Below are 23,170 nucleotides of genomic sequence, written 5' to 3'. Positions count from 1 at the left end.
GAGTTTGATCGATGCGGTCCGCTTAATAAGTTAGTGTTGCACTACCTGCATACCTTGATCGTGGTGTTGTCTCAGTCGGGCGCCTGTAACCGGTTTCACACCATACAGAAACGCCTCTGTCGCTGGCTGCTGACGTCCCAGGATCGCGCGCGATCCAGCGAGATCCAGTCCACTCAAGAACTCCTGTCGCAGATGCTGGGAGTAAATCGCGGGAGCGCCAGTCAAGCGGCCAGCGCCTTGCAAAGGGCAGGGCTGATCAGCTACCGGCGTGGCCGGATCACCATCCTCGATCGCGCGGGTTTGGAAGCGGCAGCTTGTGAGTGCTACCGCATTGTCAAAGGCGAGTTCGATCGCTTCTTTCGCGCTTAGTACCGGGGGGTGGATGCGATATCAGTCCAGGGAGAGCAAGGACTTCCCAGGCGCCTGGATTGTCGAGGCGGTGGACCTCGCTGACGGCGACTCCCCTCGGTCAGTCCGGTTCTGCGGTTTCGAAGCCCGCGAGCGAGCCGACGCATATGCAGCCGAGAAGAATGCGGCGCTTGGTCGCGACACTCCTGAGTGAGGGGGGCCATCGCTCCGGCTGTGCCAGGTCGTGCATTGCACCAAGGTCCAATAGATACCGTTGCTGGATGGCTGTTAGCTTGTAGCACGCAGGCCAACACTCTTCTTTTGCACCATCAACCAAACGGAGACAGGACAATGCATCCACTACAACAGGTCGTGAGGCGGGTCCTCTGGGCGAGCGGCATGGGCGCAGCGGCACTCCTCGCCGCGGGATGTGCCCAGATGTCGAGCCCCGCGCCTAGCGGCGCGAACGTCATACTCAACGGCAACCAGGAAGTACCTCCCGTGAGCACCGCCGCGACGGGCAGCGGCACCATCAGGGTCCTCATGGACAGGTCGGTCAGCGGCAGCGTGATGACCTCCGGCGTCGCCGGCACCGCGGCCCATATCCATCTGGGTGTGCCGGGTGAGAACGGGCCGGTGATCATCCCCCTGAACAGAACAGCCGACAACACGTGGTCCGTTCCGGCGAGCATCCGACTCAACGACACCCAGTACGAGGCTTTCAGGTTGGGAAACCTCTACGTCAACGTGCACAGCGCCGCCAATCCGGGCGGAGAGATCCGCGGTCAGCTGACGCCGTAACGCCCCTCGATTTCTCAGCCCTGAGAAACAGCCCGCCGCCAACGCGGGCTTTTTCTTTTCCACCACGCTCGTGCCTACCAGCGCAGCGCGCCAACCCACGCCAGGACCGACCGGATGATCGAGCGGCGCACCTTCATAGCGATGGTCGCTGGCGGCCCTCTCGCGTCCCCGCTCCCCTCCGAGGCGCAGCAGGCGGGAAACGTGTATCGGATCAGTGCGTTTAGCCCGACTCCGGCCCCTTCCTCCTGCAGCGTGCCCCCGTGAGATCTGACTTGACAACGGCCGGCGGATGGATAATTATCCATAATAATGAATAAAAATAACGATGCAGGCTCGCTCCGGCGGCAAGAGGCGATCGCAGGACTCGTTCGGGTGGGACACGTTCGCTCCCAGGCCGAGCTGCAGCGCCTGCTGCGGCATCGCGGCATCGTCGTCGCGCAGCCGACGCTGTCGCGGGATCTCCGGGAACTGGGCCTGGCCAAGACGCCGAGGGGATACGTCGCGCCTGACGCCACGCTCTTTCAGTTCGCGCCGGCCGACCTGCGCGAGGCGAAGCTGGACCGCGTCCTGCGGAGCTCGGCGCTGTCGGTGCGGGCGGCGGGCACGCTCGTCGTTGTCAAGACGCCGGCGGCCGGCGCCCACCCGGTGGCGCGCGCCCTCGACGAGGCGAGCCTGCCGGAGGTCGCGGGGACGATCGCGGGTGACGACACCATCTTCCTCGCGACGCACAGCGAGCGGGCGGCGCGGCTTCTCGCCCGGCGGCTCACGGCTGCGCTCGAGAAGCGGGCCGTCAGGAAGGGCGCGTGATGGAGGCCACGGCGCGGGACATCCAGATCACCACGGACGCCTCACGGTTTGATCTCGAGGCGATCCATGGCTTCCTGACCACATCCTACTGGTCGCCCGGGATTTCGCGCGAGGTGGTTGAGCGGGCCGTCGCGCACTCGCTGTGCTTCGGGGCTCTCGATGGGGACCGGCAGGTGGGATTCGCCCGGGTCGTCAGTGACCGGGCTACCTTCGCCTACGTCTGCGATGTCTTCGTGCTGGAGTCGCTCCGCGGGCGCGGAGTAGGCAAGAGCCTCATGGCCGCCATCATGGCGCATCCCGACCTCCAGGGGCTGCGGCGCATCATGCTCTTCACCCGCGACGCTCACGGCCTCTACGCGCAGTACAGATTCGGAGCGGCGCGGTATCCCGATCGGCTGATGGAAGTCTTCAACCCCCATCCCTACGGAGCCCGCAGATGATACATGCGCGCGACCTGGAGTTTCCCGTCCAGAGCCTCATGGAGGTGACGGAACGACCGGAGATCGTCTTCGTCAAGGGGCAGGGCGCCTGGCTGACCGACCATCGCGGGAAGCGCTATCTCGACTTCGTCCAGGGCTGGGCGGTCACGTGCCTGGGGCACTGCCCGCGCGTGGTCGGGGACGCCCTGGCCGCCCAGGCGCGGGAGCTCATCACGCCGAGCCCGGCGTTCTACGTGGAGGGCTTCCCCAAGGCCACGCTGAACGACCTGGCCTCCGTGGAAGAGCGGATCACGGGGCGGACCGCGGCCGTGATGCTGGAGCCCGTCCAGGGCGAAGGCGGCGTCGTCCCGGCCACGGTCGAGTTCCTGCGCGAGCTGCGCGCGCTCACCCGGCGGCGCAACTGCCTGATGATCGTCGACGAGGTGCAGACGGGCGTCGGTCGCACCGGCAGGCTCTGGGCCTACGAGCACTTCGCGCGGAGCGCCGCCGATGCGCCAGACATCATGACGCTCGGCAAGGGGTTCGGCGGAGGCGTGCCGCTGGCCGCCCTGTGCGCGACGGAGAAGGTCTCGGTCTTCGAGCACGGCGAGCAGGGCGGCACCTTCAACGGCAGTCCCTTGATGACGGCCGTCGGCTGCGCCGTGCTGGAGGAGGTCCTGAGGCCGGGGTTCCTGCGGAGCGTGGTCGACGCCGGGAACTATCTCGGCGCGCAGCTGACCACCCTGGTGCGGGAGCTCGGCCTGTCCCACGAGCGGGGTCTGGGCTTGCTGCGCGCGCTCGACCTGGACGCCGGCTTCGGGAGCAGGGTGGTGACCTACGCGCGGGACGAGCTCCAGAAGCACCCGGGCTGGGAGAACACGGGCCTGCTGCTCAACTCGCCGCGGCCCGACGCCATCCGCCTCATGCCGGCGCTCAACGTCACGGGCGCCGAGATCGACCGGATGATCGAGGGTCTTCGGGTCGCGATCGACGCCGTCCGATAGAACAGGCCGGGGAGCGCAAATAACATAAAACCCGTTCTCGGTCATGGCGCCCCGCGGCCCAGGGCGTCAGCGCCGCCCAGGTCCGGAAGCGTGGCCGCTCATCGCGCCAGGCGGCGGAGCGCCGGGCCGGTGAGCCGCGTCAGCACCCACTCCTTGTGGAGGCGGGCGCCCAGGCTCTTGTAGAAACGGATCGACGGCGTGTTCCAGTCGAGCACCGTCCACTCCATCCTGCCGCAGCCGCGCGCGACCGCGATCTTCGCAAGCGCCCTCAGCAGCGCCTTGCCGGCGCCCCGGCCCCGCTCCTCGGGCAGCACGAAGAGGTCTTCGAGATAGAGGCTCGGGCGGCCGAGGAAGGTCGAGTACGTGTAGAAGTAGAGCGCGAAGCCCACGGGCGTGCGCCCACGCCGGCAGACGAGGGTCTCGAAGTACGGCCGCCGTCCGAAGCCGTGGCGCCTGAGCCTGGAGGGCGTCGCCTCCATCTGGTGCGCCAGGTGCTCGTACTCGGCGAGACCGCGGATCAGGGCGAGGATAGTCGGCAGGTCCCGCGCCGTCCCGCGGCGGATCGCGAGCCGCGGCCGCGCCATCAGGCCGCGGCCATGTCCAGCAGCATCTCCGTGTAGCAGCGCACGCCGGCGCATAGGTTCTCCACGGAAATGCGCTCGTCGTTGCCGTGGACCCGCCGCCACTCGGCTTCGTCAAGGACGAACGGCCCGAAACCGTAGGCGTGTAGCCCGCAGCGCCTGAATACCCAGTTGTCCGTGAACCCGGTCATGATCTCGGGCGCCACCACCACGCCGGGCGCGCGGCGGCGCAGCGCGTCGGCCAGGCTCTTGTACAGCTCCGTGTCCGGCGGCGAGAGGTTCGGCACCTTGGGCGTGGATGTCACGCTGACCTCGACGTGGGGATCGGCGATGACCTGCCTCACCCAGGCCATGATCTCCTCGGGGTCTTCTCCCTCGAGCATCCGGCAGTCGAGGTCGGCGACCGCCTCGGGCGGGATGACGTTGCGCTTCTCGCTGCCCTTGAGCATGGTGACGGCGAACGTGGTCCGCACGAGCGCGGCGCGGTGGCGGTCGTCGAAGAAGCGGGCGCGGAAGGCCGGATCGCGGAGCGACGCTTCGAGGCGCTCGTAGCCGGCGCCTTCTCCCGCCGGCAGGACCGAGGCCATGCGCGCGAAGTATTCCTGGATCTCCGGCAGAATGCGCGGCGGCCGCTCCGCGGCGAGGAGCCGGCCCAGAGCGCGGACCAGTCGGTGGGGCGCGGTGTCCGGCCATGGCATGGACCCGTGGCCCGGGTCGCTCCGCGCCGTGAGCCTGAGCGGCAGGCCGGTCTTCTCCGAGATGACGATGGAGCCGAAGGGCGCCCGGTGCGGCGCGTCGCCGGCCGCGATCAGCCCCAGCTCGGAGAGCGCGTACTCGGCACCTTCGAGCCAGACCCGACGCTCATCGGCGACCCATTGGGCGCCGAAGCGGCTCCCGGCTTCCTCGTCCGCCGTCGCGAGCACGATGAGGTCTCGCTTCAGGGGCACCTTCGCGCGCTTGATGGCGAGGACGGCCGCCAGCTGGAGGATCCCCGTGGACTTCATGTCGAGCGCCCCGCGGCCGTAGACGTAGCCGTCCCGAAGGAGGCCGCCGAAGGGGTCCACGGTCCAGTAGCGCTCGTCCGCGTAGACCACGTCGATATGGTGGTGAAGCACGATGCCGCCGAGCGATCCGTCGCCCTTGAGGCGCGCGACGAGGTTGGCGCGCCCGGACGCCGACTCGGCCGTCTCGCTCGCGATGCCGTCGCCCTCGAGCACCTGGGCCAGGAAGCGCGCGCCCTCCAGCTCGTTTCCCGGGGGGTTGGTCGTGTTGATCCGGAGGTAGGCGCGCATCAGGTCGACCGTCTCGTCGCCGATCTTCGTCCAGTCCATCAGGCGCGGGCCTCCAGCCAGTGCCGTCCCGGGTTGGGCCGCTTGGCGACGCGCCGATCGAGGAGCGCCTCGACGGCCGCGCGGAAGTCGTCGATGACGGAGGCGCCGAAGCCGAGGAGGGCGCGCACGCCGCGGTCGTACGCGTCGACGGCCGCCCTAGAGGACGAGGAGACTGGGTTGCCGTAGGCATCCTTTAATCCCACGGCGGTCATCCTGGCAGGTGACGCTTGAGGAACTCGACGGCGCGAGCCTCGGCCCACGAGCGCGCGCCCGAGGCGCCCTGAAGGAAGCCCGCATGCCCGCCCCCGGCCACGAACGCGGCCTCGAGCCAGCGCGACTTGGCGATAAGGGCGCGCGGCAGCGCCGAGGCCGGCATGAACGGGTCGTTGAGCGCGTTGATCAGGAGTGTCGGCCGGCGGATCTGGAGCAGCAGCGGCCCGCTGCTCGAGCGCGCCCAGTAGTCGCGCTCGCTGGCGAAGCCGCCGAGCGGCGCCGTCACCAGCCGGTCGTACTGGGCAAAGGTCTTCGCCTTCCGCGCCGCCGGCAGGTTGATCACGCCCTCGTAGAGCGCCGCCTTCTTATCGAGCTTGACCTTCATGGTCGCGAGGAAGTTCACCGTGTACAGCGCCCTGTTGAGCCCGCGGTCGAGCGCGGCGGCGCAGGCGGCCAGGTTGAAGGGCGTAGAGATGGCCACGGCCCCCGCCACCTGCGCCGGGGCCTCGTCGCCGCGCTCGGCGAGCCACTTGAGCGCGACGTTGCCGCCGAGCGACACGCCCACCAGCCCGAGGCGCATGTTGGGCTCGCGCCCGGTCAGGCGGCGGAGTACGAAGTCGAGGTCTTCCGTCTCCCCGGAGTGGTACATGCGGCGAGAGCGGTTGACCTCGCCGCTGCACCCGCGGAAGTTGACGACGACGCCCCGCCAGCCGGCCTGCTCCACCTCGCGCAGCAAGCCAGACGCGTAGTGCGAGCGTGACGATCCTTCGAGGCCGTGGAGGATGACGACCAGCGGGGCGCCGCGGTCGCGCCCCGTCAGCCAGTCGAGGTCGAGAAAATCGCCGTCGGGCGTCTCCACCCGTTCGCGGCGGAGCGCGGGCTGCCGGCCGCGCCTGAGCAGCGGGCCCCAAAGCGTCTGGAGATGGCGGCCCCGATACCACCAAGGCGGGCGGTAGTCGGGGCCGATGGTCACGCTCGAGGCTCCCGTGTCGCGCTTACTCTTGGCCCTGGAGGAGCAGCTTGACGATCTCCGGCACGATCTCGCGCGCCCGCTGGTCCAGCTGCGCCTCGCTGAGGTTGGCGATCGGGTGCGGCAGCGAGAGGAACTTGTAGTCCGGCAGGCCCCAGGACTGGGCCATCGCATGACCCGTGCCCTCGAAGACGTCGGTCACGATGGACGCGGCGGGGATGCCGGCCTTCTCGAACAGGATTCCGTCGAGCACACTGCCCGACGAGCAGGACCCTCAGTCGCCGACGCCGGCGACGACGCAGTCGACACCGCGTTTCGCCTCGTCGATGATCTCGTCGTGCGCCGGGACGCTCGAGTTGTGCTTGCGCCACATCTTGTACTCGGCGGCGCCGTACTCCTTCTTGAGGATCTCGCCGACCTTCGCCAGCAGCTTGTCGGAGTTGAACTTGGTGTTCTCAACGAGGCCGATCCGCTTGCCCTTGAGCGAGCCGGGCCTCGGCACGTACGTCAGCGCCTGTTTCCGCGGCTCGACCGTCGGGTCGAGGATTTCGAAGCCTGCCATCATGCCCTCCTGTCCTGGATGAGTTTCGAAACGCTCTGGCTCGATTTCTTGCCGCCGGCCCACGCGGGGATGTAGCAGGAGAACGCCCCCGCCCGGCCGCCCGCCGCGATCACGTGCACATCCTCCGGGCTCGGCACGAGCGGCCGCATCGTGGTCTCGTCTTCGGGGGTCACGGCCCCCGCCAGCCGCTCCACGCGCTTGATGTGCGCCAGCGAGTTCTGCGTGTTCTCGAAGACGAACTTCTGGATGTCGGCCTTCGACCAGCCGTCCCTGGCGATGGTGCGCATATGCTCGCCCGCGAGCACGACGACGTACTGCGGCTGGCCATTGGTGCTGCCGTGATGCTTCATGTCGTCGCAGAGCGAGGTCAGCACGCCCTTGGCCGTGCTCGAAAGCTGGTTGTAGAACTGGTGCGGCCCCTCCGCCGCCATGACGGTCACCACGCTCTGCTCCGCCTTGAAGCCGCGCTCAACGTGGAACGGCGTCCACGGGCTGTCGGCCTCGTTCTCGGCGATGACGTAGCTGTACTTGCCCGGATGCCCCACCGTCCCCCGGTCGAGCGCGCCCGGCAGCGTGCCGATGACGTTGCGCATCACCAGGCGGACGGCGCGGCCCGTCGTGGCGTTGGCCCGCCAGCCGGGTCCGAAGAGGTTGTCGCCCGAGTTGAAGCCGAGCCGGGCCGCGATGGGACCGTTGACGATCATGAGGACGGCGGCGCCACCCGTGGACGTGGCGGGGCCGTGGTACCCCCACTTCGGCTCGGCGAGCGCCTCGACCGCCGCCACGACGATGGGCATGTACTCCGGAAGGCATCCTGCCATGACGGCGTTCACCGCGACCTTCTCGGCGGAGACGGCGACCTGGCGGTTGGTGATGAAGGCGACCTGCTTGTCGGGCTCGAGGCCGGCCGCGTCCAGCATGGCGCGGACGGCGCGCTCGGTCGGGGGGACGACGGGAAGGCCGTCGGTCCAGCCCTGCTGGTAGCAGAACTCGATGGCGTGGTTCAGGTCTTCGACGGCATAGCGCTTGGAGGCGAGTTGGGTCGTCATACGCGGGATTATACTCCAGCCCGGCGCCTTCGCGAGGCTCGCGCCGAGGCGCGCTTTGTCGTATCCTTTCGCCTGTGACGCCGCTCGTCGCCTACATCTCGATGGAGTACGGGCTCCACGAGGAGTTCCACTCCTACGCCGGCGGGCTCGGTATCCTCGCCGGCGATTTCATGAAGTCGGCCGGCGACCTCGGCCTCCCCGTCGTGGGCATCGGCCTCCGCTGGGCGCAGGGCTACACCGTCCAGCGGATCGGGCCCGACGGGTATCCATACGACGAGTGGCGCGACTACCCGCCCGACGCGCTCACGGACACGGGCGTCCGCGTCCGGGTGCGCGTGGCCGCGCGCGAGGTCGAGTGCCGCGTCTGGCGCGTCGGCCGCTACGCCATCGCGCCGCTCTTCCTGCTCGAGTCGGTGGACACGCGCGACCGCTGGATCACCCGCCGCCTCTACGACCCCGCACCCGACTGCCGCATCGCCCAGGAGATGCTGCTCGGCATCGGCGGCGTGCGGGCGCTCCGCGCCCTCCACCTTCCCGTCGATCTCTACCACTTCAACGAGGGGCACGCGGTCTTCGCCGGCATCGAGCTGATCACCGACCGGATGGAGGCCGGGACGGACTTCCACTCGGCATGGCGGGAGGCGCGGGAGAAGATCGTCTTCACCACCCACACGCCCGTGCCCGCCGGCAACGAGGTCCACGCCGTTCCGGACCTGCGGCGGCTCGGCGCGGGCTGCGAGCTCGTGGACGCCGAGCTGCGCGAGATCGGCGGCGATCCGTTCAACATGACCGTGGCCGGGTTGAGACTCGCCCGCCGCGCGAACGCCGTGGCGCAGCTCCACGGCGAGACCGCGCGCGCCATGTGGGCACACGTGGACGGCGGCGCGCCCATCATCGCCGTCACCAACGGCGTGCACCGCGGCACCTGGCAGGACCCGCGGATCGCCGCGGCGGCTTCGGCTCACGATGACGCGCTCCGCGCCGTGCGGCGGCAGATGAAGGACGAGCTGCTGGCCGAAGTCGAAGCCCGCACACGAGTCAGGCTCGACAGCGACGCGCTCACCATCGGCTTCGCGCGCCGCGCGGCGACCTACAAGCGCCCCGATCTCCTCCTGCGCGACCCCGACAGGCTGGCGCCGCTCCTCAAGGACCGGCGCGTCCAGCTCGTCTTCTCGGGCAAGGCGCACCCGGCCGACCAGGCCGGCAAGTCCGTCATCGCCCTCCTCGTCGAGACAATCCGGCAGTGGCCCGAGTCCATCGTCTTCCTCGAGGACTACGACATGGCGCTGGGCAGGCTCATGACCCGAGGCTGCGACGTGTGGCTGAACACCCCGCGGCGGCCCATGGAAGCGAGCGGAACCTCGGGCATGAAGGCCGCCATGAACGGCACGCTCAACCTCTCCATCCTCGACGGCTGGTGGCCGGAGGGGTGCGAGCACGGCGTCACCGGCTGGGCGATCGGCGACGAGCGCGTCGGGGGCGACCAGGACGCGCGCGACCTCGAGGCCCTCTACGCAACCCTCGAGCGGGACGTGCTCCCCGCGTGGGCCGACCCCGGGCGCTGGGCGCGCATGATGCGCGCCTCGATCGCGATGGCCGTCGAGCGCTTCTCCTCGAACCGCATGGTCAGCGAATATTTCACCCGTCTCTACACCGCGCCGTAGCCTGCTGCGGCGCCATCCTCGAAGGAGGCCCTCATGAACATGAACATGAAAGAGATGACGATGGAGCTCCTGCTCCGCTACGGCTTCCAGGTGTTGGGCGCCATCGCGATCCTTGCGGTCGGTTTCCTGGTCGCGCGGTGGCTCGGCGGGATGGCGGACCAGCGCTTCCAGAAGCAGCAGATGGAGCCGCCCATGCGGATCCTCATGGTCCGCGTGATCAAGATCCTCGTCCTGGTCATGGCCTTCGTGGTGGCGCTCGACAAGTTCGGCTTCTCCATCGCGCCGCTGGTGGCCGGCATCGGCGTGGCGGGCATCGGCATCGGCTTCGCGCTGCAGGGCGTGCTGGGCAACATCATGGCGGGCCTGACCATTATCTTCACCAAGCCCTTCCGGGTCGGCGAGTATATCGAGATCAACAACGTGCGCGGCGACGTGGCCGCGGTCGAGCTCTCCACCACGACGTTGATCCAGGCGGATATGTCGCGCGTCATCGTGCCGAACAGGAAGATCGTCGGCGAGATCCTGCACAACTTCGGCACCATCCGCCAGCTGACGCTGACGCTGCGCGTGCCGCACGCGACGGATCTGAACGCGGCGCTCCGCGCGGCCAGCCAGGTGGTGACACAGAGCGCGCGCGTGCTGAAGGACCCGGCGCCGAGCGTGGGCATCGCGTCCGTGGAGGACACCGGGATCAAGATCGCGGCCTGGGCATGGGTCCGCGTGGTGGACGTGGTCCCGGCCGAGCCCGAGCTCTACCAGTCTCTCGTCGAGGCCTTTCGCGCCCTCGGCATCGGCGCCCCGGCCAGCGCGCACGACGTGCGTTTGCGCGAGGGGGCCGTCTCACGCTGAGGCGGGCGTCGCTGATCAGTCTGCGATGCGTCGGGTGACCGACCGCGTGCTGCCGAAGGTCGGGATGAACACCGAGTGCTTGCCCGCGCCGCCCGCCACGATGACCATGACGTCCCGCCAGTCGCGCGCGATGGGCGCCAGCGTCTCGGGCGGCCTGTCCTTGAAGCCCTCCGGGTAGATGGTCGCGAAGCGCTCGATGTTCTCCGGCGCCAGGCGCGCGAGCGGCACGCGGGCCCTGTCCCACACCGCGCGCTTGAAGTCTTCCTTGCTCCAGCCGGAGGACGCGGCGGTCGCGGCGTGCTCGGGCCCCAGGACGATCAGCGGCTCGCCGCCCAGGTAGATATTGTTGGAGCCGGCGATCGCCGCCGTCCCCGCCACGGTCGTCACGATACCCTCGGGCGTGGTCGAGCCGTGGTCGTTGATATTGTGCGGCCCCTCCGACCCGCAGACGGTCACCGTGCTGTCCCGGGAGGAGAAACCCCGCTCGACGGACAGCGGTTCCCAGGGAGACGCGGCCTCGTTCTCGGCAATGCAGTAGGCGTACTTGCCCGGCTGGCCGTGGGTGGCGCGGTCCTCCTTGCCGGGTCGCGCGCCGCCCACATTCTGGAGCGCCAGCCTGAGCGCCCGTCCGACGGCGGCGTTGGCGCGCGTCCCCTGCCCGAAGACATTGCCCCCGGCGTTCATGCCGAGACGCCCCGCGATCGGCCCGTTGACGATGCAGAGCGGCGAGCAGGGGTGGGTCGTCGTCTGCACGGCCTGCAGGTTAAAGGATGCGTCTGCCACGGCCTCGACGGCTGCCAGCACCACGGGCAGGTGCTCGGGAAGCGCCCCCGCCATCACGGCGTTGGCGGCTATGGCCTCGACTGTCGCCCTACCGAGCCTCGGCACCAGGAGTGCGACGACCTCGTCGGGATTCCTGCGAGTGCCCGCGAGCATCGCCGCGACGCGCTCGCGGGTGGGCGGGATGGCGGGCAGGCCGTCGCCCCAGCCCCGCTCCATCAGCCATGCCTGGAAGCGGTCGAGATCGTCGGGCGCCTCGACGTCGCCCGCGGCCGCGCTCGCCGCGTGTACAGCCGCGGCAGGGTCGGATGTGAGCGCGCGCAGCACGCTCTCGACGATCGGCGCGGCCTTGGCGGCCGCGGTCGCCGCCGGGATCCCGCCGATCGGATGCGGCACGGTGACGATGGGAAGCCCGGGCAGGCCCTGGGCCGCCACCTGGGCGCGCGCCAGCGGAATGAACTCGTCGGTTCCCAGCACCACGCAGGCTACTCCCCTCGCCTCCAGCTCCGCGGCGTCGTGGACACTCCACGACGTACAGGAGCCTCAGTCGGCCGAGGCGGTCAGCGCGACGCGCGCGGCGGCTGCGATCTCCTCGATGACGGCCGGCGCGGCGCCCGTCGAGGCGCCGGGCTTGCTCCATGCCCGTACCGCGCGGGCGCCGCCGCGTGCGGCCAGGAGCGCGCCCACGCGCTCGAGCAGGACGCCCGCGTTCGGCTTGGAGTTGTCGAGCAGCGCGATGGTCACGCCCTCGAGCGAGCGCGGCCGGGCCGCCAAGGACTTGGCGGAGACGGCGCTGCTCCCGATCGGATCGACGATGCGCATGGTCAGGTCACCATGACGGGGCGCCGGTGCATTCCCGTCTCACGGGTGAAGGCGGCGCTCGCGAGCGCCACGGCCTCGAAGGCCGCGCACGCCGTGAAGGCCGCCGGGAAGCTGTCGCTCATGTCGAGTATCTTGCCGACGAGCACGGGAATGAGCAAGCTTCCCACGAAGCAGAACGTGTTGACGACGCCCGAGGCCGTGCCGATGAGGTCGGCGGGGAACAGCTCGACCACCATCACGAAGGGCGTCACGAGCCCGCCCAGCATGAAACCGGTGAAGAGCGCCACGAGGGCGGCGCCGGCCCACCCCGTGCCCGGGACGAGCAGGGCGAAGGCCAGGCACGAGAGCACGCACATGCCCTGGCTGAAGAGGTAGATGACCTTGCGCCGGCCTACCCAATCCGAGATGAAGCCGGCGAGTGGCCAAGAAACCACGGTACCCGCCGTGATGAGGCCGGTGACGAGTCCGGCCCGGCCCGGCGTCAGCCCCTCCTGCCTGACGAGGAAGGCCGGCAGGAAGGTGACAAGAGCGAAGAAGGCTCCGTAAGAGAAGAGCACCGCCATGTTGATCGGCCACAGGGCGGCGACGCTCAGCACATCCTTTAACACGGCCGTGGTGCCGCGGGAGGCCGCGGCCGGGGAGCGCCGCTCGGCGAGCGGGCCCGGGCGGACGAGGAGATAGATCAGCGCGAGCGTGGTCAGGAGCGGGACCAGCGTCATGGCGTAGCCCCACCGCCAGCCGAGATGCGCCGCCAGCACCGGCACCAGCACCAGCGCCGCGGTGCCGCCGATGCCGCCACCCGCCGAGAAGAGCCCCGTCGCCCGGCCGCGCTCCTGGGGCGGAAACCACTCGTGGATGAGCCGGAGTCCGGGCAGCCAGACTCCCGCCGCGCCGAGCCCGATGAGGCTGCGCGTGACGAGGCTCTGCGTATAGTCGCGGCTCAGCGGGAAGGCGATCACGCCGACAACGAGGATCCCGAGAAAGGTCAGCATCATGCGCCGCGGCCCGAACCGGTCGGCGAGGACGCCCACGGGCACCTGCACCAGCGCATACGTCCAGAAGTAGGCGGTCATGATGGTGGCGGCCGCGGCGTACGTGATGCCGAGATCTCCCATGAAGGTCGGGATGAGCGGGGCGAAGCCGACGCGGTGGATGTGGACCTGCATGAAGCCGAGGAGACAGACGCCGAGGATGACCCACCGGTAGCGGCTCATGCCTCGTGCCTTGTAGCACGCGGTGCCCGCTCCCGTCCACGCACGAGCGAAATGACCGCGGCGAGCGCGCAGACGGCGGCCGCCGCGGCGAAGGTAAAGCGGAAGGCCGGCAGGAAGCCCAGGATCTGCGCGCGGTCGTGGAAGAGCCAGGCCGCGGTCTGGACGCCGACCACGACGCCCGAGGTGCGCGAGAGGAAGGCGAAGCCGCCGGCAGCGCCCTGCTGTCGCGGCGGAAAGGCGGCCATGGCCTGGGCGAGGTTCGGCACCTGGAACACGCCGACTCCCAGCCCGACGAGGGCGAGCGCGGCGCCGACGAGCGCCATCGGCGTCGAGCCGTCGCAGCGGGCGACGAAAAGAAGCCCCGCGGCTTCGGCCGCGAGCCCGACGGCCATGGGCCCGCGCGCGCCCCAGCGGTCGGCCGCGCGGCCTGCGACGGGCGCCGCGATGGCCATCGCCAGCGGCGTCAGCATGAAGAGGAGCCCGCCCGCGGCGGCGGAGAGGCCGCGCTCGCCGATGAGGTAGTAGGGAGCGAGGAGCCACACCGCGAACTGGGCGTAGTTGGCGAGGAAGGCGAGGAGCCCGGCCTGGAGGACCGGCCAGCGGAAGATGTCGGCGGGCACAACCATCCGCCACGCGCCGCGGCCATCGTGAGGCGTCTCGCGCGTCCAGCCGGCCAGGACGATGATCGCGGCGGTGACCGGCACGCGGTAGAGGAACACGGCCTGCCAGCCGAAGACGCCCACGAGCGCGCCGCCGATCATCGGACTCACGCTCAAGCCGATGCCGAGACCCATGCTCACCCAGCCGAGCCCCCAGGCGTGGCGAGAGGACGGCAGCGAGAGCGTCACGAGCGCGGGCGAGGCGCCGTAGATCAGCCCGCCGCTCACGCCCTGGAGCACGCGGAGGAGCAGGAAGATCTCGAAGGAGGACACCAGCGCGTAGGCCCCGAAGCAGAGGAGCGAGAGGACGAGCCCCGCGCGCACGACGCGGCCCGGGCCGAGCCTGTCCGCGAGCACGCCGGCGGCGAAGGCGGTCAGCGCGTACGTCCCGACATAGCAGATGATGACCCAGCGGATGGTCGTGGGACCAACCCGGAAGGCCGCGGACATGGCGGGGAAGGCGATGTTGACGGAGCCGTCGAGCCCGACGAGCAGGAAACCCGCTGCCGCCAGGAGGACGGGCATGGCGTCGAGTATACTAGCGCGTCATGCACGACACAGCCGGATGGCTGATCCTGGGCGCGGCGGCCATCGTCGGCTCCACGATCGGCGGCGTCGCCGGCTTCGGCACAGGCGTCATCATGATCCCGGCCATCGCCTGGAGCGTGGGCGTCAAGGCGACGGTCCCCGTGCTGACCGTCTGCATGCTGGTCGGCAACAGCGCGCGCGTCTGGTTCAGCCGCCGCGAGATCGAGTGGCGCGTGGTCGCCGCCTTCCTCGTGGGCGCCGTGCCTACGACCATCGTCGGCGCGACGCTCTACACGCGCATCGACAGCGAGTGGCTCTCCCGCATCCTCGGCGTGTTCATGATCCTCGCCGTCCCGCTCCGGTACTGGCTCGTCCACAGCGGCATCACCGTGCGGCTCCGCCACTTCCCGCTGATCGGGGCCGGCTTCGGCTTCCTCTCGGCCATCGTGGGGGCGGTCGGTCCCATCATGACGCCCTTCTTCCTGAGCCACGGACTGCGCAAGGGGCGCTACCTGGCCACCGAGGCCCTCTGCACGGTGGGCTCCTATATCACCCGCGGGATCATGTTCCGCCGCGCCGACCTCCTGACCGGCCCGCTCATCCTGACCGGCCTCTACATCGGCGTGGTGATGATCGGCGGCGCGTGGATAGGCCGCCGGCTCGTCGACCGCATGAGCGAGAAGACCTTCCTCCGCATCCTCGAGGTCCTGCTCGTCACCTTCGGCCTCCAGTTCCTGCTCTGGCCCTCGCGCTGACTCCAGCGACGGGTTGACCGCAGAGCTTCAATCGGGTAGAAGAGGGCCACTATGGCCATCCAGGTCGGGCTCACCGCTGAAGTGGAGCAGGTCGTCACCCAGGATCTGACCGCCGACGCGCTTGGCAACAAGGGCGTTCTCGTCTACGCCACGCCCTTCGTCGTCTGCCTCATGGAGACCGCCGCCCAGGCGGCCATCGCCTCCCACCTGCCCCCGGGGGCCGGCACCGTCGGCACCACGGTGGAGATGAAGCACCTGGCGGCGACGCCGCTCGGCATGAAGGTGCGGGCCAAGGCGACGCTCGTCGAGACCGACGGCAAGCGCTGCCTCTTCCAGGTGGACGTCTTCGACGAGGTGGAGAAGATCGCCGAGGGCCGTCACGAGCGCTTCATCGTGCCCAACCTCGAGAAGTTCCTCGCGCGCGCCATGAGCAAAGGCAAGGCCTGATGGCGATCCAGATCAACACGGCCGTGAAGGGCAAGGAGTACCCGCCCTATCCCGTTACGGTGGAGCGCGGCAAGATCAAGGAGTTCGCCCGCGCGATCGGCGACCTGTCGCCCTTCTATCTGGACGACGACGTCGCCAAGGCGGGGCCGTGGGGCGACATCATCGCGCCGCCCACCTTCCCCATCAGCTTCCGAGACGAGCGGTCAGACACGGGCGTTCTCCTGCGCGATCTCGGCGTGGACATCAGCAGGCTGCTCCACGGCGAGCAGGAGTTCGAGCACTTCAAGCCCATCCGGCCCGGCCGGACCTATCTCTGCCGCGGGCGCATCACGGACATCTACGAGAAGGCGGGCAAGTCGGGCCCCATGGCCTTCGTCCTCCGCGAGATCACGGTAACCGACTCGGACAACGAGATCGTCGCACTCATGCGCCAGACGTCGGTGGTGCGTCTCTAACATGAAATACGCCAAGGTCTACGCGGAAGATGTCCAGGTCGGCAGCGAGATGCCGCCGTTGGTCAAGCCGCCCATCCAGCAGATCCAGCTCACGCGCTACGCCGGCGCCTCGGGCGACTTCAACCCCATCCACCAGGACGCCGCTTTCGCGAAGGCGGCGGGCATGGGCGACGTCTTCGCCCACGGCATGCTGTCCATGGGTTTCGTCGCGCAGTCGGTGACCGACTGGCTCGGAGTCGGCAGCGTGAGGAAGGTCGGCGTGCGCTTCGCCGCGCTGGTTCGCCTGGGCGACGTCGTCACCTGCCGCGGCAAGGTCGTCGCCAAGCGCCCGCCCAAGGACGGAGACGACCCCTACCTGGTCGACCTCGAGCTCTGGGCCGAGAACCAGAAGGGTGAGAAGGTCATAACCGGTAAAGCGACCGCCTCGCTCGTCTCGCGCGGCTGACGCGAGCTAGAGGATCCGGCCGGAGAGGAAATCGCGGAGCGCCGCCTCGGTGGACGGGAAGGCCAGCTCCTCCCATGGAATCTCGGCCGGCACCACCCACTCGACGCGGTCGTTCTCGCTGCACGTCCTGACCTCGCCTTCGATCACGCGCGCCCGGTAGACGACGATCACGATCGGCGTGCCGGGGTAGGAATAGACGTTCAGGAGGCCTGAAAGATCCACCTTCAGTCCGGTCTCCTCCCAGGTCTCCCGCACCGCCGCGTCCTCGACGGGCTCGCCCCAATCTACGAAACCGCCGGGGAAGGTCCACTTTCCGCGCGCCGGCTGAATGGTCCGGCGCGTGAGCAGGACGCGCCCCTCGTCCTCGGGGATGGTCGCGGCCACGACCTTGTGGTTCAGGTAGAAGACAAAGGAACAGCCGGCGCAGACCATCTCGCGCTTGCCTTCCGGCGGCACGGCCTGCCGCTCGAGCGCGCCGCCGCAGAGCGGGCAGAAGCGGATGCTCTGGGGCGACAGCTGGTGGTGCAGGTGCGAATCGCTCACGATGTTGTCAGTTTACCACCGGGCGTTGACACCCGGGCGCGGCCGGTGTAGAACTGCGGCCTACAACCTTGACTCGAAGTACCCAACCCCTCCCGGAGGAGGAACCTTCATGCGCCGTCGCCACGCCGTTCTCTCTGCCTTCATCGCGGTCATCGCGCTCACCTTTATCTCGCCCCCCTTCGTTCGGAGCACCGAGGGCCAGGCCCTCCAGGGCGAGTACAAGATCGGCCTCCTGGAGCCCCTGACAGGGCCCCTGGCCTTCGAGGGCAAGCGGCACCTCGACGGCTACGAGGTGATGCGCGACCTGATCAACGCGCAGGGTGGCGTCATGGGCAAGAAGCTCGTCTTCGTCGTGGGTGACGCCACGGACCCGACGGCTGCGGCCAGCGAAGCCAACCGGCTCATCACCCGCGAGGGCGTCAAGATCATCACCGGCACGTACTCCTCCACGCTCTGCGGCGCGGCCAGCGAGGCGGCCTCTCGTCAGAACGTCATCTACTGGGAGTCCTCCTGCGTGGACCCGCGCTTCAACAAGCGCGGCCTGAAGAACGTCTTCCGCACCGAGATCGACGCGACCGGCTTCGGCTGGTACAACGTCGAGTTCATCGCCAAGCACCTCGCGCCGCGCTTCAACCTCAAGCCGAATCAGATCAAGGTCGCCTTTCTCGCCGAGGACTCCTCCTACGGCCAGGGTGTGACGGAGGCGGCGCGGCTGCGGGCCAAGAACGATTTCGGAATGCAGGAAGTCGCCCTCGAGTACTACGCCTATGCCTCGACCAATGACTTCTCGCCGATCATCGCCAAGTTCAAGCAGCTGAACCCCGATGTCGTCCACCACATCGCGCGGAGCTCCGATGCCGTGCTCTTCTGGCGGCAGTCGAAGGAACAGAACTTCCAGTTCAAGGCGCTGGTCCACGCGGGCGCCACGGGCTACGGCTCCATCGACTTCGGCAAGGCGCTGGGCGCCGACGGCAACGGCCCCTTCGTCCTGGCCGAACCCGGCCCCGGTCTCCGTCTCGAGTCGTTCCGGCCGGAAGCCCGCAAGCTCGAGCAGGACTTCAGCGAGGCGATCAAGAAACGGACGGGCGACGAGCCGCTGGCGAGTCACCGCCTGGCCGGATCCGGGCTCTGGGTGCTCAAGGTCGTCCTCGACCAGTCCAAGACCGACGAGCTCGAAAAGTTCCGCGCGACAGTTCTGGCCCTCGACATGCCTGTCGGCTCGATGCTGAACGGCTGGGGGGTCAAGTTCGCCGAAAACGGCCAGAACGCCAACGAGCGCGTCCAGCACTACATGCTGCAGTGGCAGCAGGGACGGATGATGACAGTGTGGCCGGAGGAGTTTACGACGGGCCGGGCGAAGTGGATCCCGCTCGGCGCCTGGGACCAGCGTAAGTAAGGGCCCGCGACCCCGGTGTCAGCGGTCCCGCAGCTGCTCGTCTCCACCGTCCTGTTGGGCGGCATCTACGCCCTCATCGCGGTGGGCCTGACGCTGATTTTTGGGATCATGCGCGTGGTCAACTTCGCCCACGGCGAGTTCCTGATGCTGGGGATGTACCTGGCGTTCTGGTCCTTCACGCTCTGGGGCCTAGACCCGTACTTCATCCTGGTGGTCGCGATTCCGCTCTTCTTCGCGATCGGGCTCGCGGTCTATGCCCTCGTCATGCGAGGGGTCATCCACGCCAGCCACAACGTCCAGATCTTCACCACCGTGGGGCTCTCGACCGCGCTCCAGAACGTGGCGCTCGTTCTTTGGACGGGCGACTTCCGCTTCGTCAGGCCCTGGGAGTCCTCGGTGGTCATCCGCATCTTCGGCGCCGCCACCAACCTGTCCCAGGTGATCGCGTTCTCCGTCGCCTGCCTCTTCACGCTCGCCCTCTTCGCCTTCATGAAGTGGACGCACGCCGGTCGCGTCATGCGCGCAACCGCGCAGGACGGCGAGGCCGCCACGCTCATGGGCATCAACACCGACCGCGTCTACCGCCTTGCCTTCGCCATCGGCATCGCCTGCGTCGGAGTGGCGGGCGTGCTGGTCTCGCCCCTGTACTCCGTGTACCCGACGGCCGGGCTCCAGTTCGTGCTCCTCGCCTATGTCGTCGTCGTCCTGGGAGGTCTCGGTGACATGGTCGGCGCGCTCCTGGGCGCCCTGATCGTGGCGGGCATCGAAGTCATCGGCTCCTACGTCTTCGGCTCGGCCTGGAAGGAAGTCATCTACTTCGTCCTGTTCATCGCGGTGCTGATCTTCCGGCCCGCCGGGATCTTGGGCCAGCGCGGCGCCGAAGCGCTCGGCGCCTGACGCGGCTGCCATAGTGCGCCGCCACGCCCTCGCCCTCGTTGTCTTCGGCGCCGCCGCGCTGACGCCGCTCGTCATCCGTGACGGCTTCTTCCTCGACAGCCTCATCCTCATCCTGATGTGGGGCGCCATCTCGGGCGCCTGGAACGTCGCGGGCGGCTACGCGGGCCAGGTGTCGCTCGGGCACTCGGCCTTCTTCGGCATCGGCGCCTACTCGGCTGCGCTGATGGCCACGCGCTGGAACGCCTCGCCCTGGCTCGGCATGCTGGCGGGCGTCGTGCTGGCGATGGGCGCCGGGCTCGTCATCGGCTACCTGTCGAACAGGCTGAAGGGGCCCTACTTCGCGCTCGCGACCATCGCCTTCTCCCAGGTCCTGCTCATCGTGGCGAGCCGCTGGCGCGGCTTCACCGCGGGCTCAGAGGGTGTGCCCGTACCCTTCAGACCGGGCCTCTGGACGCTCGGCTTTGCGAGCAAGGTCTCGTGGGTCTACCTTGTCCTCTGTCTGGCGCTCGCCGTCTACCTCGTACAGGTCTACCTCGAGCACTCGCGGATCGGCTACCAGCTGGCCGGCGTCCGCGAGGACGAGGACGCCGCGCAGGCGCTCGGCATCCCCAGCCGCAGGCTCAAGGTCATGGCGGTGGCGGCGAGCGCCGCGCTGACAAGCGTCTGCGGCACGCTCTGGGCTCAGTACGTGGGCTTCGTCGATCCCTTCTACGTCTTCTCCGTGGATCTCTCGATCCGCTTCGCGCTCAACGCGATCATCGGCGGCATCGGCACGGCCATGGGCCCCTTCATCGGCTCCATCCTGATCACGTCGCTCGAAACGTTCCTCCGCGCCGCCTTCAGCGACATTCGGGGCGGGCTGGTCGGCATCTACCTCATCATCTACGGCTGCCTGCTGATCGTCGTGGTCCGCCTCATCCCCCAGGGCCTGGTCGGCTGGTTCGGCCAGCGCTTCCGCGTCATGCGTCGCTATGCTCGAGCTTGACGCCGTCACCAAGCGCTTCGGCGGCCTGACCGCCGTGCGGGAGATCTCGCTCCGGGCCGCGCCGGGCGAGATCGTCGGCATCATCGGCCCGAACGGAGCGGGTAAGACCACCCTCTTCAATGTCATCTCGGGCTTCTTCGCGCCCGACGGCGGCCGCGTCCTCCTCGACGGCCGTGACGTGTCCCGGGTGCCGGCACACAAGATCTGCGCGCTCGGCCTCTGTCGCACGTTCCAGATCGTCAAGCCCTTCGGCAACCTCTCCGTCGAGGACAACGTGATGATCGGCGGGCTCACCCGCCTGACGTCCGTGGCGGCGGCGCGCGACGAAGCCCGCCGAGTCATCGCTCTCTGCCGGCTCGAGCCCTACGCGGCGAGCCCCGCGCGCTCGCTGCCGATCGGGCTGCGAAAGCGTCTCGAGGTCGCGCGCGCCCTCGCGACCAGGCCGCGACTCCTCCTGCTCGACGAGGTCATGGCGGGCCTCAACGCGACCGAGATCGGCGAAATGATCGCGCTGATACGGGCGCTCCATGCCGAGGGACTCGGCCTGATCATCATCGAGCACATCATGGCGGCCATGATGCGCCTCGCCCAGCGCATCGTCGTCCTCCACCACGGCGAGAAGATCGCCGAAGGCCCGCCGGAGAGCATCGCGCGCGACCCGCGCGTCGTCGACGCCTACCTCGGGGAGGAGTTCGTGCTTGCTGACGCTTGAGGGCATCGACGCCTTCTACGGCGACCTCCAGGCCCTCCACGGCGTCAGCCTCGACGTGCGCGAGGGTGAGATCGTGGCGCTGGTCGGCGCCAACGCCGCCGGCAAGACGACCACGCTCCGCGTGATCTCGGGCACGCTGCCCGCCGGCGCCGGCCGCGTCACCTTCAACGGCGAGAACCTCTCCCGCGTCCCCGCGCACGAGCGTGTCGGCCGCGGCATCGTCCAGGTGCCCGAGGGGCGTCGCCTCTTCCCCTTCATGACGGTCCGCGAGAACCTGCTCCTGGGCGCGCACCCGGCCGCGGCGCGGGCCGAGCAGGCACAGAGCCTCGACCGCGTCCTCGACCTCTTTCCAATCCTGAGCGAGCGGACGAGCCAGCTGGCGGGGTCCCTCTCGGGGGGCGAGCAGCAGATGTGCGCCATCGGCCGGGCGCTCATGACGAAGCCGCGATTGCTCATGCTGGACGAGCCGACCCTCGGCATCGCCCCGGTGCTCGTCCAGAAGATCTTCGAGACCGTCGCCACCATCAACCGCGCGGGCGTGACCATCCTCCTCGTCGAGCAGAACGTGCGCCGGGCGTTGGCACTTGCCCACCGGGCCTGCGTGCTGGAAAATGGGCGTCTCGTGCTGGCCGGCGCCGCCCGCGACCTGGCCGCGGACGACCGGCTCAAGAAGGCGTATCTCGGACTCTGACCACGGAGGGGCCATGCGCATCAACCGCAAGCGGCTCGAGGAGAGCATGGAGGCGCTCGGGCGAGTCGGCGCGACCGCCAAGGGCGGGCTCAACCGCGTGGCGCTCACCGACGACGACCGCCGCGGCCGGGATCTCCTCGTGGAATGGATGCGCCAGGCCGGTCTCAGCGTCACGGTAGACCAGATGGGCAACATCTTCGGCCAGCGCGCCGGATCGGACGGCGTGGCGCCCGTCATGATGGGCTCGCACGCCGACTCGGTGCCGACGGGCGGGAAGTACGACGGCCAGCTGGGCGTCCTCTGCGCGCTCGAGGCCATCCGGACCCTCAACGACCGCAAGGCCGCGACGCGCCACCCGGTCGCGATGGCCATCTTCACCAACGAGGAGGGGGCGCGCTTCCAGCCCGCCATGATCGGCTCGGGGGTCATGGCAGGGAAAATCCCACTCGAAGACGCCTACAACGCGCGCGACAGGGGCGGCGTCCGGCTGGGCGACGAGCTCGAGCGGATCGGCTATCTCGGCTCGGAGCCCTGCGTTCCGCGCCCGCTTCGCGCCTACCTCGAGCTCCACATCGAGCAGGGCCCCATCCTCGAGGAGCAGCACCTCTCGGTGGGCGTGGTCGAGGGCATCGTCGCGATCTCCTGGTCGCGGCTCACGCTCACGGGCGTGCAGGATCACGCGGGCCCGACGCCCATGCGTATCCGCCACGACGCGCTCGTCGCGGCCGCCGAGATCGTCCGCGGCGTGCGCGAGATCCCGCGCAAGATCGGCGGCGACATGGTCTCGACCGTCGGCCGGCTCGACCTGACGCCCAATATTCCCAACGCGATCCCGGGGCGCGTCAGCCTGTCCGTCGACCTGCGCGCGCCCGACGAGCATCACGTCACCCGCGCCCTGGGCTTCCTCGACCGTCTCGTCAAAGACGCCGCCCGCGTCGAAGGGGTGACGTACGAGCTCGATCATTACTGGCGCGTGCCGCGGACCCACTTCGACATCGAGGTCGTGGACACGATCGAGGAAGCGGCCAAGGGTCTCGGGTACGGCTACCGGCGCATCCTCTCCGGAGCCGGACACGACGCGCAGTACATGGCGGCCATCTGCCCCACGGGGATGATCTTCGTCCCATCCCGCGACGGGCGCAGCCACTGCGAGGAGGAGTTCACGTCCATGGATGACATCGAGAAGGGCGCCAACACCCTCCTGCTGGCGGCCTCCAAGCTCGCCGGCGCGGCCTAGCGCCTG

At 69.2% G+C, this 23,170-nt stretch carries 29 protein-coding genes; 17 read left to right on the top strand and 12 right to left on the bottom strand.

The features are described from left to right. From Q7W02_24390 to Q7W02_24370, 5 genes are all read left to right on the top strand, one after another. Positions 1-369, top strand: a 369-nt coding sequence (locus tag Q7W02_24390; protein MDO8479272.1) for a helix-turn-helix domain-containing protein, incomplete at its 5' end; no start/stop codon positions are given. A gap of 417 nt (positions 370-786) precedes the next feature. Continuing rightward, complete coding sequence (locus Q7W02_24385) at positions 787-1,149, top strand: CHRD domain-containing protein (protein ID MDO8479271.1); 363 nt, start codon at positions 787-789, stop codon at positions 1,147-1,149. Positions 1,150-1,458: 309 nt separating this feature from the next. Continuing rightward, positions 1,459-1,956, top strand: coding sequence for a hypothetical protein (locus Q7W02_24380; protein MDO8479270.1), 498 nt, complete (start codon positions 1,459-1,461; stop codon positions 1,954-1,956). After that, entirely contained in the window at positions 1,956-2,396 is a 441-nt protein-coding gene (locus Q7W02_24375; GenBank protein MDO8479269.1) for a GNAT family N-acetyltransferase, read from the top strand. The genes Q7W02_24380 and Q7W02_24375 overlap by 1 nt, the downstream gene beginning before the upstream one ends. Continuing rightward, positions 2,393-3,379 carry an aminotransferase class III-fold pyridoxal phosphate-dependent enzyme gene (locus tag Q7W02_24370; protein ID MDO8479268.1) on the top strand — a complete coding sequence of 329 codons (987 nt, stop codon included), beginning with the start codon at positions 2,393-2,395 and terminating at the stop codon, positions 3,377-3,379. The genes Q7W02_24375 and Q7W02_24370 overlap by 4 nt, the downstream gene beginning before the upstream one ends. A gap of 98 nt (positions 3,380-3,477) precedes the next feature. On the opposite strand, the gene Q7W02_24365 is transcribed toward Q7W02_24370, so the two are convergent. From Q7W02_24365 to Q7W02_24335, 7 genes are read right to left on the bottom strand one after another with little or no spacing between them, the layout of a single operon-like run. Beyond that, a complete protein-coding gene (locus Q7W02_24365) occupies positions 3,478-3,963 on the bottom strand; it encodes a GNAT family N-acetyltransferase (GenBank protein ID MDO8479267.1) in 486 nt (161 codons plus the stop codon). After that, positions 3,963-5,291 (bottom strand): M20/M25/M40 family metallo-hydrolase, encoded by a 1,329-nt coding sequence (locus Q7W02_24360; GenBank protein MDO8479266.1) that lies wholly within the window; start codon positions 5,289-5,291, stop codon positions 3,963-3,965. Before Q7W02_24360 ends, Q7W02_24365 begins: the two co-directional genes overlap by 1 nt. Then, positions 5,291-5,494 (bottom strand): hypothetical protein, encoded by a 204-nt coding sequence (locus Q7W02_24355; GenBank protein ID MDO8479265.1) that lies wholly within the window; start codon positions 5,492-5,494, stop codon positions 5,291-5,293. Before Q7W02_24355 ends, Q7W02_24360 begins: the two co-directional genes overlap by 1 nt. Before the next feature lie 5 nt (positions 5,495-5,499). Then, the gene (locus tag Q7W02_24350; protein ID MDO8479264.1) at positions 5,500-6,477 is read right to left on the bottom strand and encodes an alpha/beta fold hydrolase; all 978 of its coding nucleotides are present in this window, start codon (positions 6,475-6,477) and stop codon (positions 5,500-5,502) included. 22 nt (positions 6,478-6,499) lie between these two features. After that, positions 6,500-6,727, bottom strand: coding sequence for a hypothetical protein (locus tag Q7W02_24345; GenBank protein ID MDO8479263.1), 228 nt, complete (start codon positions 6,725-6,727; stop codon positions 6,500-6,502). A 21-nt stretch (positions 6,728-6,748) separates the two neighbouring features. Then, the gene (locus Q7W02_24340; GenBank protein ID MDO8479262.1) at positions 6,749-7,036 is read right to left on the bottom strand and encodes a hypothetical protein; all 288 of its coding nucleotides are present in this window, start codon (positions 7,034-7,036) and stop codon (positions 6,749-6,751) included. Beyond that, positions 7,036-8,085 carry a hypothetical protein gene (locus tag Q7W02_24335; GenBank protein ID MDO8479261.1) on the bottom strand — a complete coding sequence of 350 codons (1,050 nt, stop codon included), beginning with the start codon at positions 8,083-8,085 and terminating at the stop codon, positions 7,036-7,038. The genes Q7W02_24340 and Q7W02_24335 overlap by 1 nt, the downstream gene beginning before the upstream one ends. A 74-nt stretch (positions 8,086-8,159) precedes the next feature. On the opposite strand from Q7W02_24335, the gene glgP reads away from it, so the two are divergent. Together glgP and Q7W02_24325 are read left to right on the top strand one after the other, a co-directional pair. After that, the gene (gene glgP, locus Q7W02_24330; GenBank protein ID MDO8479260.1) at positions 8,160-9,749 is read left to right on the top strand and encodes an alpha-glucan family phosphorylase; all 1,590 of its coding nucleotides are present in this window, start codon (positions 8,160-8,162) and stop codon (positions 9,747-9,749) included. Between the two features lie 33 nt (positions 9,750-9,782). Next, the gene (locus Q7W02_24325) at positions 9,783-10,598 is read left to right on the top strand and encodes a mechanosensitive ion channel (protein MDO8479259.1); all 816 of its coding nucleotides are present in this window, start codon (positions 9,783-9,785) and stop codon (positions 10,596-10,598) included. A gap of 15 nt (positions 10,599-10,613) precedes the next feature. Here Q7W02_24325 and Q7W02_24320 read toward each other — a convergent pair whose 3' ends face one another. The 4 genes from Q7W02_24320 to Q7W02_24305 all read right to left on the bottom strand — a co-directional run bounded on the left by Q7W02_24320 (position 10,614) and on the right by Q7W02_24305 (position 14,598). Further along, entirely contained in the window at positions 10,614-11,858 is a 1,245-nt protein-coding gene (locus Q7W02_24320) for a hypothetical protein (protein ID MDO8479258.1), read from the bottom strand. A 63-nt stretch (positions 11,859-11,921) separates the two neighbouring features. Further along, complete coding sequence (locus tag Q7W02_24315) at positions 11,922-12,200, bottom strand: hypothetical protein (protein ID MDO8479257.1); 279 nt, start codon at positions 12,198-12,200, stop codon at positions 11,922-11,924. 2 nt (positions 12,201-12,202) lie between these two features. Beyond that, the gene (locus tag Q7W02_24310; GenBank protein MDO8479256.1) at positions 12,203-13,414 is read right to left on the bottom strand and encodes an MFS transporter; all 1,212 of its coding nucleotides are present in this window, start codon (positions 13,412-13,414) and stop codon (positions 12,203-12,205) included. Further along, a complete protein-coding gene (locus Q7W02_24305; GenBank protein ID MDO8479255.1) occupies positions 13,411-14,598 on the bottom strand; it encodes an MFS transporter in 1,188 nt (395 codons plus the stop codon). The genes Q7W02_24310 and Q7W02_24305 overlap by 4 nt, the downstream gene beginning before the upstream one ends. 23 nt (positions 14,599-14,621) lie before the next feature. Here Q7W02_24305 and Q7W02_24300 point away from each other — a divergent pair, with 23 nt between their 5' ends. From Q7W02_24300 to Q7W02_24285, 4 genes are read left to right on the top strand one after another with little or no spacing between them, the layout of a single operon-like run. After that, positions 14,622-15,356 carry a sulfite exporter TauE/SafE family protein gene (locus Q7W02_24300; protein ID MDO8479254.1) on the top strand — a complete coding sequence of 245 codons (735 nt, stop codon included), beginning with the start codon at positions 14,622-14,624 and terminating at the stop codon, positions 15,354-15,356. 51 nt (positions 15,357-15,407) lie between these two features. Further along, positions 15,408-15,803 carry a thioesterase family protein gene (locus Q7W02_24295; protein ID MDO8479253.1) on the top strand — a complete coding sequence of 132 codons (396 nt, stop codon included), beginning with the start codon at positions 15,408-15,410 and terminating at the stop codon, positions 15,801-15,803. Further along, positions 15,803-16,258 (top strand): MaoC family dehydratase N-terminal domain-containing protein, encoded by a 456-nt coding sequence (locus Q7W02_24290; GenBank protein MDO8479252.1) that lies wholly within the window; start codon positions 15,803-15,805, stop codon positions 16,256-16,258. Before Q7W02_24295 ends, Q7W02_24290 begins: the two co-directional genes overlap by 1 nt. A gap of 1 nt (position 16,259) precedes the next feature. Further along, a complete protein-coding gene (locus Q7W02_24285) occupies positions 16,260-16,703 on the top strand; it encodes a MaoC/PaaZ C-terminal domain-containing protein (GenBank protein ID MDO8479251.1) in 444 nt (147 codons plus the stop codon). Positions 16,704-16,709: 6 nt separating this feature from the next. On the opposite strand, the gene Q7W02_24280 is transcribed toward Q7W02_24285, so the two are convergent. Further along, complete coding sequence (locus tag Q7W02_24280; GenBank protein MDO8479250.1) at positions 16,710-17,246, bottom strand: NUDIX hydrolase; 537 nt, start codon at positions 17,244-17,246, stop codon at positions 16,710-16,712. A 109-nt stretch (positions 17,247-17,355) separates the two neighbouring features. Between Q7W02_24280 and Q7W02_24275 the strand changes: the two genes are divergently transcribed. The 6 genes from Q7W02_24275 to Q7W02_24250 are packed head-to-tail and all read left to right on the top strand — an operon-like array spanning position 17,356 to position 23,164. Continuing rightward, positions 17,356-18,642 carry an ABC transporter substrate-binding protein gene (locus Q7W02_24275; protein MDO8479249.1) on the top strand — a complete coding sequence of 429 codons (1,287 nt, stop codon included), beginning with the start codon at positions 17,356-17,358 and terminating at the stop codon, positions 18,640-18,642. Between the two features lie 15 nt (positions 18,643-18,657). Further along, complete coding sequence (locus Q7W02_24270; GenBank protein MDO8479248.1) at positions 18,658-19,539, top strand: branched-chain amino acid ABC transporter permease; 882 nt, start codon at positions 18,658-18,660, stop codon at positions 19,537-19,539. A gap of 13 nt (positions 19,540-19,552) precedes the next feature. Beyond that, complete coding sequence (locus Q7W02_24265; protein ID MDO8479247.1) at positions 19,553-20,524, top strand: branched-chain amino acid ABC transporter permease; 972 nt, start codon at positions 19,553-19,555, stop codon at positions 20,522-20,524. Beyond that, complete coding sequence (locus tag Q7W02_24260; protein MDO8479246.1) at positions 20,511-21,236, top strand: ABC transporter ATP-binding protein; 726 nt, start codon at positions 20,511-20,513, stop codon at positions 21,234-21,236. Before Q7W02_24265 ends, Q7W02_24260 begins: the two co-directional genes overlap by 14 nt. Beyond that, positions 21,223-21,927 (top strand): ABC transporter ATP-binding protein, encoded by a 705-nt coding sequence (locus tag Q7W02_24255; GenBank protein ID MDO8479245.1) that lies wholly within the window; start codon positions 21,223-21,225, stop codon positions 21,925-21,927. The genes Q7W02_24260 and Q7W02_24255 overlap by 14 nt, the downstream gene beginning before the upstream one ends. A gap of 13 nt (positions 21,928-21,940) precedes the next feature. After that, positions 21,941-23,164 carry a Zn-dependent hydrolase gene (locus tag Q7W02_24250; protein MDO8479244.1) on the top strand — a complete coding sequence of 408 codons (1,224 nt, stop codon included), beginning with the start codon at positions 21,941-21,943 and terminating at the stop codon, positions 23,162-23,164. The last annotated feature ends 6 nt before the right edge of the window (positions 23,165-23,170 follow it).

It is taken from the genome of Candidatus Rokuibacteriota bacterium, from assembly GCA_030647435.1.
In the GTDB taxonomy this organism is placed as follows: Bacteria; Methylomirabilota; Methylomirabilia; order Rokubacteriales; family CSP1-6; genus AR37.
Note: the sequence above shows the minus strand (reverse complement) of the source record. Positions and strands in the feature narration are given on the sequence as shown.

Excerpts from the sequence above, each read along its gene's own strand:
- Q7W02_24385 (MDO8479271.1), top strand. The coding sequence starts at position 787 with ATGTCGAGCCCCGCGCCTAGCGGCGCGAACGTCATACTCAACGGCAAC.
- Q7W02_24380 (MDO8479270.1), top strand. The coding sequence starts at position 1,459 with ATGAATAAAAATAACGATGCAGGCTCGCTCCGGCGGCAAGAGGCGATC.
- Q7W02_24375 (MDO8479269.1), top strand. The coding sequence starts at position 1,956 with ATGGAGGCCACGGCGCGGGACATCCAGATCACCACGGACGCCTCACGG.
- Q7W02_24370 (MDO8479268.1), top strand. The coding sequence starts at position 2,393 with ATGATACATGCGCGCGACCTGGAGTTTCCCGTCCAGAGCCTCATGGAG.
- Q7W02_24365 (MDO8479267.1), bottom strand. The coding sequence starts at position 3,963 with ATGGCGCGGCCGCGGCTCGCGATCCGCCGCGGGACGGCGCGGGACCTG.
- Q7W02_24360 (MDO8479266.1), bottom strand. The coding sequence starts at position 5,291 with ATGGACTGGACGAAGATCGGCGACGAGACGGTCGACCTGATGCGCGCC.
- Q7W02_24340 (MDO8479262.1), bottom strand. The coding sequence starts at position 7,036 with ATGGCAGGCTTCGAAATCCTCGACCCGACGGTCGAGCCGCGGAAACAG.
- Q7W02_24335 (MDO8479261.1), bottom strand. The coding sequence starts at position 8,085 with ATGACGACCCAACTCGCCTCCAAGCGCTATGCCGTCGAAGACCTGAAC.
- Q7W02_24325 (MDO8479259.1), top strand. The coding sequence starts at position 9,783 with ATGAACATGAACATGAAAGAGATGACGATGGAGCTCCTGCTCCGCTAC.
- Q7W02_24315 (MDO8479257.1), bottom strand. The coding sequence starts at position 12,200 with ATGCGCATCGTCGATCCGATCGGGAGCAGCGCCGTCTCCGCCAAGTCC.
- Q7W02_24310 (MDO8479256.1), bottom strand. The coding sequence starts at position 13,414 with ATGAGCCGCTACCGGTGGGTCATCCTCGGCGTCTGTCTCCTCGGCTTC.
- Q7W02_24305 (MDO8479255.1), bottom strand. The coding sequence starts at position 14,598 with ATGCCCGTCCTCCTGGCGGCAGCGGGTTTCCTGCTCGTCGGGCTCGAC.
- Q7W02_24300 (MDO8479254.1), top strand. The coding sequence starts at position 14,622 with ATGCACGACACAGCCGGATGGCTGATCCTGGGCGCGGCGGCCATCGTC.
- Q7W02_24295 (MDO8479253.1), top strand. The coding sequence starts at position 15,408 with ATGGCCATCCAGGTCGGGCTCACCGCTGAAGTGGAGCAGGTCGTCACC.
- Q7W02_24290 (MDO8479252.1), top strand. The coding sequence starts at position 15,803 with ATGGCGATCCAGATCAACACGGCCGTGAAGGGCAAGGAGTACCCGCCC.
- Q7W02_24285 (MDO8479251.1), top strand. The coding sequence starts at position 16,260 with ATGAAATACGCCAAGGTCTACGCGGAAGATGTCCAGGTCGGCAGCGAG.
- Q7W02_24275 (MDO8479249.1), top strand. The coding sequence starts at position 17,356 with ATGCGCCGTCGCCACGCCGTTCTCTCTGCCTTCATCGCGGTCATCGCG.
- Q7W02_24260 (MDO8479246.1), top strand. The coding sequence starts at position 20,511 with ATGCTCGAGCTTGACGCCGTCACCAAGCGCTTCGGCGGCCTGACCGCC.
- Q7W02_24250 (MDO8479244.1), top strand. The coding sequence starts at position 21,941 with ATGCGCATCAACCGCAAGCGGCTCGAGGAGAGCATGGAGGCGCTCGGG.